1 protein-coding gene is annotated in these 1,706 nt (G+C 65.5%); it reads left to right on the forward strand.

The annotated features are described in order from the left end of the window. Positions 1–1,706: type VI secretion system Vgr family protein (locus tag JZ00_RS29630; RefSeq protein WP_152668487.1), on the forward strand; the 1,706-nt coding region annotated here is incomplete at both ends.

Genomic DNA, 1,706 nt, shown 5'->3' on the forward strand with positions numbered 1-1,706 from the left:
CCCGACCTTCTTCGACCACAGCCGCCACACCCTGCGAGTGTCCAAACTCAACGCCCATCTCGACGTCCTGGCCTTCGTCGGCGAAGAGCACCTGAGTCGTCCTTACCTCTACCGCATCGAATTCACCTGCACCGAGCGCGACCTGGCGGCCACCGACCTGCTCAACCGCTGGGGTTATTTCGACCTGTACCCCGTGCCGCCACCGCCGACACCCAAGGGCTTCACGCCGCCGGTGATCAAACCGCTGCGTTCCTTCCACGGCATCGTTACAGACTTCAAGCGACTGTCCGGCTCCAACGACGAAGCCCGCTACGAAATCACCCTGCAACCACGTTTCGCGCTGCTCGGGCGCGGCAAGCAGTTTCGGATCTACCAGTACCAGTCGGTGCCGGAAATCGTCGAGCAGATCATGCGCAAGCGCCACGCTTACCTGGGCGAGGAGTTCTATTTCAACCTGGTGCGCCAGTACCCCCGGCGTGAACAGGTCATGCAATACGACGAGAGCGACCTGGCCTTCATCGAGCGCCTGCTGGCCGAGGTCGGCATCTGGTATCGCATCACCAGCGACGATCGCCTGCACATCGACGTGGTGGAATTTCACGACGACCAGCGGCACTACCAGCGCGGCATCAAGTTGCCGTGTCGCCCGCCATCCGGCTTGACCGCCGATGGGCAGGACGCGGTCTGGAACCTGCAGACCGCCCACCAGGTGGTGGAACAAAACATCAACTTTCGCGCCTACCATCACCGCGAGGCCTATGCCTTTTTGGACGGCGAAGTCGACCACACCCGGGGCGCCAAGGGCACTTACGGCGAGGCCTATCACTACGCCGAGCCCTACACGGTGCTGGGCGAGCGCTACGCCCTGGACGAAGACCTGCAAAGCGAAAGCGGTTTCTTCTACGCCCGCCTGCACCACGAACGCTACCTCAACGACCAGACCCGCCTCAGCGGCACCACCAGCAGCGCCACCCTGGCCACGGCGCAGCGGCTCGAAATCACCGGCGGCGCACCCAAGGCGTTCGAGCCCGGCGCGGTGATCGTCAGCCTGCGTACCGAAGCGGCCCGCGACCGCAGCTTCATCGCCACGTTCCAGGCCATCCCCTATTCGGAAACCGTGTGCTTTCGCCCGGCGCTGCTGCCCAAGCCGCGCATGAGCGGCACCATCCCCGCCCGCGTCAGCCACCCGGAAGTCAACCCGCCGTACGCCGACCTCGACTTCGAAGGCCGCTACAAAGTGCGCTTCCTGTTCGACCGCGACACCTGGCAAGCCGGCCGCGAAAGCGCCTGGCTGCGCCTGGCCCGGCCCTACGGCGGCGACACCCACGGCCTGCACTTCCCGCTGCAGGCCGGCACCGAAGTGGCGATCGCCTTCGAGCACGGCGACCCCGACCGCCCGTACATCGCCCACGCCCTGCACGATGACCGCCACCCGGACCCGGTCACCGCCCGCAACGAACGCCGCAACGTCCTGCGCACCCCGACCAACAACAAACTGCGCCTGGACGACACCCGCGGGCAGGAACACATCAAGCTCAGCACCGAACACAGCGGCAAGAGCCAGCTGAACCTGGGGCACCTGGTGGATGCCGAGCGGAACAAGCGTGGCGAAGGGTTTGAGTTGCGCACCGATGGCTGGGGGGCGATTCGCGGTGGCAAGGGGGTGTTTATCAGTGCGGATGAGCAGGCCAAGGCCAAGGGTGACC

Origin of the sequence: Pseudomonas frederiksbergensis, from assembly GCF_000802155.2 — a bacterium.
Taxonomy (GTDB): Bacteria; Pseudomonadota; Gammaproteobacteria; order Pseudomonadales; family Pseudomonadaceae; genus Aquipseudomonas; species Aquipseudomonas frederiksbergensis_A.